This window comes from Salinivibrio costicola subsp. alcaliphilus (genome assembly GCF_001996185.1).
Classification (GTDB): domain Bacteria; phylum Pseudomonadota; class Gammaproteobacteria; order Enterobacterales; family Vibrionaceae; genus Salinivibrio; species Salinivibrio costicola.
Genome location: NZ_MUFR01000080.1, coordinates 1 through 3,414 on the forward strand (window position 1 = coordinate 1; position 3,414 = coordinate 3,414).

The 3,414-nt window shown below is 41.0% G+C and carries 3 protein-coding genes and 1 pseudogene; 1 reads left to right on the forward strand and 3 read right to left on the reverse strand.

The window, feature by feature from the left end:
- Nucleotides 1–225 precede the first annotated feature (225 nt).
- Nucleotides 226–951 (reverse strand): class I SAM-dependent methyltransferase, encoded by a 726-nt coding sequence (locus tag BZJ21_RS15090; RefSeq protein WP_077670233.1) that lies wholly within the window; start codon nucleotides 949–951, stop codon nucleotides 226–228.
- A 71-nt stretch (nucleotides 952–1,022) separates the two neighbouring features.
- On the opposite strand from BZJ21_RS15090, the pseudogene BZJ21_RS16725 reads away from it, so the two are divergent.
- Nucleotides 1,023–1,124: pseudogene (locus BZJ21_RS16725) on the forward strand (IS110 family transposase); the annotation flags it as partial.
- 29 nt (nucleotides 1,125–1,153) lie between these two features.
- Here the strand turns inward: BZJ21_RS16725 and BZJ21_RS15095 are convergent.
- Nucleotides 1,154–2,371 (reverse strand): HEPN domain-containing protein, encoded by a 1,218-nt coding sequence (locus BZJ21_RS15095; RefSeq protein WP_077670234.1) that lies wholly within the window; start codon nucleotides 2,369–2,371, stop codon nucleotides 1,154–1,156.
- Nucleotides 2,372–2,510: 139 nt separating this feature from the next.
- Nucleotides 2,511–3,332, reverse strand: coding sequence for a hypothetical protein (locus BZJ21_RS15100; protein WP_077670235.1), 822 nt, complete (start codon nucleotides 3,330–3,332; stop codon nucleotides 2,511–2,513).
- Nucleotides 3,333–3,414 lie beyond the last annotated feature (82 nt).

Here is a 3,414-nt window from a genome sequence, read left to right on the forward strand (position 1 = left end):
TCTTTCTTCGGAATATCTCGGCATAGTGTCCTCCATTAGCCCTCCATAGCTGGATTTTAGGGCGATTCAATATCTGGACAACTATCCTGACACCGGGGGCCATCGCCCCAACGAGCAACGCAGAGAAATTGAATCTACTCGGTCTCATATTGTTATACCCTCCATAGCGCTAAGTGTGCCAGGCTCACAGCGTTATTCAGACTGGGAGAGCCTCAGACTCATTTTTTAGATGCTTTGGGGTGTAGCGTGAATGAATAGGTATAGAGCAAACCCCATTGTTTCTCGCCCCCACCTCAAATACGCATCTTTCCAATGTCGTCTCGTTTTTACTTTATCCAATAGCTCGATATTTTCAGGGTCTAGCAACAACTCGCGTTCAGCAGCTAGCCAAAACGAGCTTTCAAACGTATCCCAATCTTGATAAGAAGAATGGACGACATAAGCGCATTCAAGGCCTAGTTGATTTCCTGCTTCTATGTTTTGAAGGTTTGAGCGTAACTCTATCGGGTCAATACCTGTTGCGAGTAAGTACTCTCTATCTGGTTCTTTTCGCCAATACGCATCCCCAAGTACAATTACGCCATTAGATGCTATGAGAGCCTTCATGTCAGACAATGCATGGTCTAAAGCTTCACCAACATCGCCAAAAGCATGAGTAGAGCCTAAGCTAAAGCACGCATCAAATACGCCCCTAGGCAGTTCCACATCTTTGAATGCTGCATTATGAAAGGTGACTTTATCTAAATAAGGCTCCAAGTTTTCCTTGGCTTTAGCAATCTCCCTTTCATCAATTTCAATGACTACCGCCCGACAGTTAAACTTTTCTAAAACGCTTTTAATTAATTCACCATTACCACAACCAACGTCTAAGACTAAAGAGTCCTCATTGAGCCATAGTTCACCCAGCAAGTTATCTATACAATTTGGGTTGATGGGATTGTTATATTTCATTATTACTTTCCATAGTATTTTTAATTGAAAACTGATATAAGCGTTAAAGTCAATAACGCCTAACGGAGATGAGAAAATTCGCCATTGTTACCTGTGTGCGCAAGATGGTAGTGATCTTAAATTCGATGCTCAGAGACGGCGTGATGTGGGATAAAAATCTCGCTAAAATTTAGGATTGACGACATACTCGTTTGTTAAGTTTTTATTCAACTTCTCTGATCTTAGATTTTTCGATCACTGACAGTATTTTCCTAGCTAGTTGACCTCTAGATTCGCTGTCTGTACTAGATATGTACTTTTCTAGTTGAGAAATAATGGTCAAGCGAACTTCAGCAAGCCGCTCTTTGTCCCCACCAATAAAGTCCGTAAATAATTGAACCTCTGCTCTTTCTAACCAACTATCTAATAGCTCCTCATCATCTTCGAACATAGTAACGATTAGTTCCGGTTTGGATGTTAGCGCAACCTCAAAAAACTCTGTTAATTCTAACCAAACAGCACCATCTCTATTTCTCCACGCTTCCTTGAGCATATTTAATGCTTGCCGACATTTTTGTAGATCACCGCCTTTTAGTAGTTGAACTACCTTGTCCCTGTTTTTTTCAAGCCATTCATATCCAGAGGAAGATGATACAGCGTCAAGCTTTGCAATTAACTCTCTAGAGATGTGCAAGATTCTTTCTGCTGAGTCTTTGTTTACGGAATCGATCGAGTGGACAGATTCATTCCGCTTTTGCCTAATTTCGTTTAAGAAGCTGATTTCTTTACTACTCAATATCTTATGCTTTTCAGACAGTCGCACCAGCTCTATCATACTTCCTCTTTTTGCTGAAATGCCTCTTGTATCAAGTAAGCGCCTCAAAGCAGACTCGACAATTTTACTCGATTCCAATACAGACATGTCGTACATTCCAATGTCCGAAAGTTCCTTAGCCCGAGAAAGAATTTCTATGTCGGCTTTTCGCTCCTGCTGTTTCTCAGCCGCTAAGAATTTTGACTTAATAGACTTCTGTAAAAATGAGTAGATCACACTGGCTGACACGCTAGAAAGTGCACCGGCTAGAAAATTAACTGCATATTCTGGGATTTGACTTACATAAGAACCAATGTAACTTAAAGTAATAGTGATAAACCAGAATGCTAGAAACACTGGGGGCGTTGCTAATGCAACGGAATAGCAGGCATCACTTATCGCATCAAGAGCTTTGATATGTTTAGAAGATGCAAATTGAAGTGATATAAAATATACAGCCAACCCCAGAAAGGCGGTTAGAAATATGTATGCGTATTCAATGGTAATTTTCACCTGAAATATGCTAAAACCAACATCGGAATTAGAGTCGACCAATGGCTTAAATGCAAATACTGCAGCAAGAAGACCGATGGTAAATCCCACCTTTGTTTTAAAAAAATCATCCATCGTTACTTATGAACCCTCGTAAACTTAACGCTCGCTTCAGCGGCTCTGAATGCAAAGCGGCTTTTGAGTTAAAGTTTTAGCGTAGCTATGACACAAAAGCCGCGCAGCGTTTGGTGTCTGATGCAAGCGCTTGTTAAGTTTATTTTTGCAATGCTACGCATTCAAGGCCAGTAGCAGCAATGTAAGGCTTACCATTTTGAGACGTATTTTTCTCTCCAATGATCAGAAAATATGTACCCGCAAAATCTTCCACGTCATCAATATGATATCTTTTGTAAAAAGCATCAACGAGCTCTGACTTGATTAAACAGCTAACCTCTCCACGGCCACCAGAATTTAGCCATAAGTTACCATTTTGACCCAATCTGGCATCAGTGAGTAATCCCCAATATCCACGAAATTCATAATCATGTTCATCGGCGACATCAGAAAAATGAACAAAAAATTGATTAACGGTCATTGCCGCTCTTTCTTCAAACTCAATCAATTGCTGAGATAGGCGAAATGTATCAGAATTTATTAGATTACGCAGAAGAGTGCTTAACCTACGCTGCATGTTCGCATTTGGCCTTGGGTTGTGCCCAACATGACGGCCCCGCCCATCATTGTCTCCAGATGGGGCACTTGGCTTAACATCTACGTTGCGTGTTGGCGCAGCACCATAATTCAAATCGATAAGAATGCGCTGACCTGGATTATTAATGCGATCTTCATCACCACCTTCATCATCAACCTGCTGCGTTTCGGCGGAAGCAAAGAAACAATCATCAGCATGAGGTCTCGCCCCAAAGCACGCAGCTTGACCAGATCTTGATGATTTTCGGAAAAAAGCATCTTTACCACACTTAGTACAGATCAAATTGCGACGTTTTTCAGATAGTTCATTTGGTGGCAGCTTTTCAAAATCCACCGCGTTATATTCTTTACCATCTAAGGTACATTTTACTATACCCGTGATCATTGAAGATGCTTGATTTTACGTAGAAACAGGATCATGATTCCTACCTATGAAAGTGACTTTAACCAAACAGCAGAAGCTTGAA

What these genes read in the sequence shown, in the direction of transcription:
- BZJ21_RS15090 (WP_077670233.1), bottom strand. Translation starts at nt 951, where the DNA reads ATGAAATATAACAATCCCATCAACCCAAATTGTATAGATAACTTGCTG.
- BZJ21_RS15095 (WP_077670234.1), bottom strand. Translation starts at nt 2,371, where the DNA reads ATGGATGATTTTTTTAAAACAAAGGTGGGATTTACCATCGGTCTTCTT.
- BZJ21_RS15100 (WP_077670235.1), bottom strand. Translation starts at nt 3,332, where the DNA reads ATGATCACGGGTATAGTAAAATGTACCTTAGATGGTAAAGAATATAAC.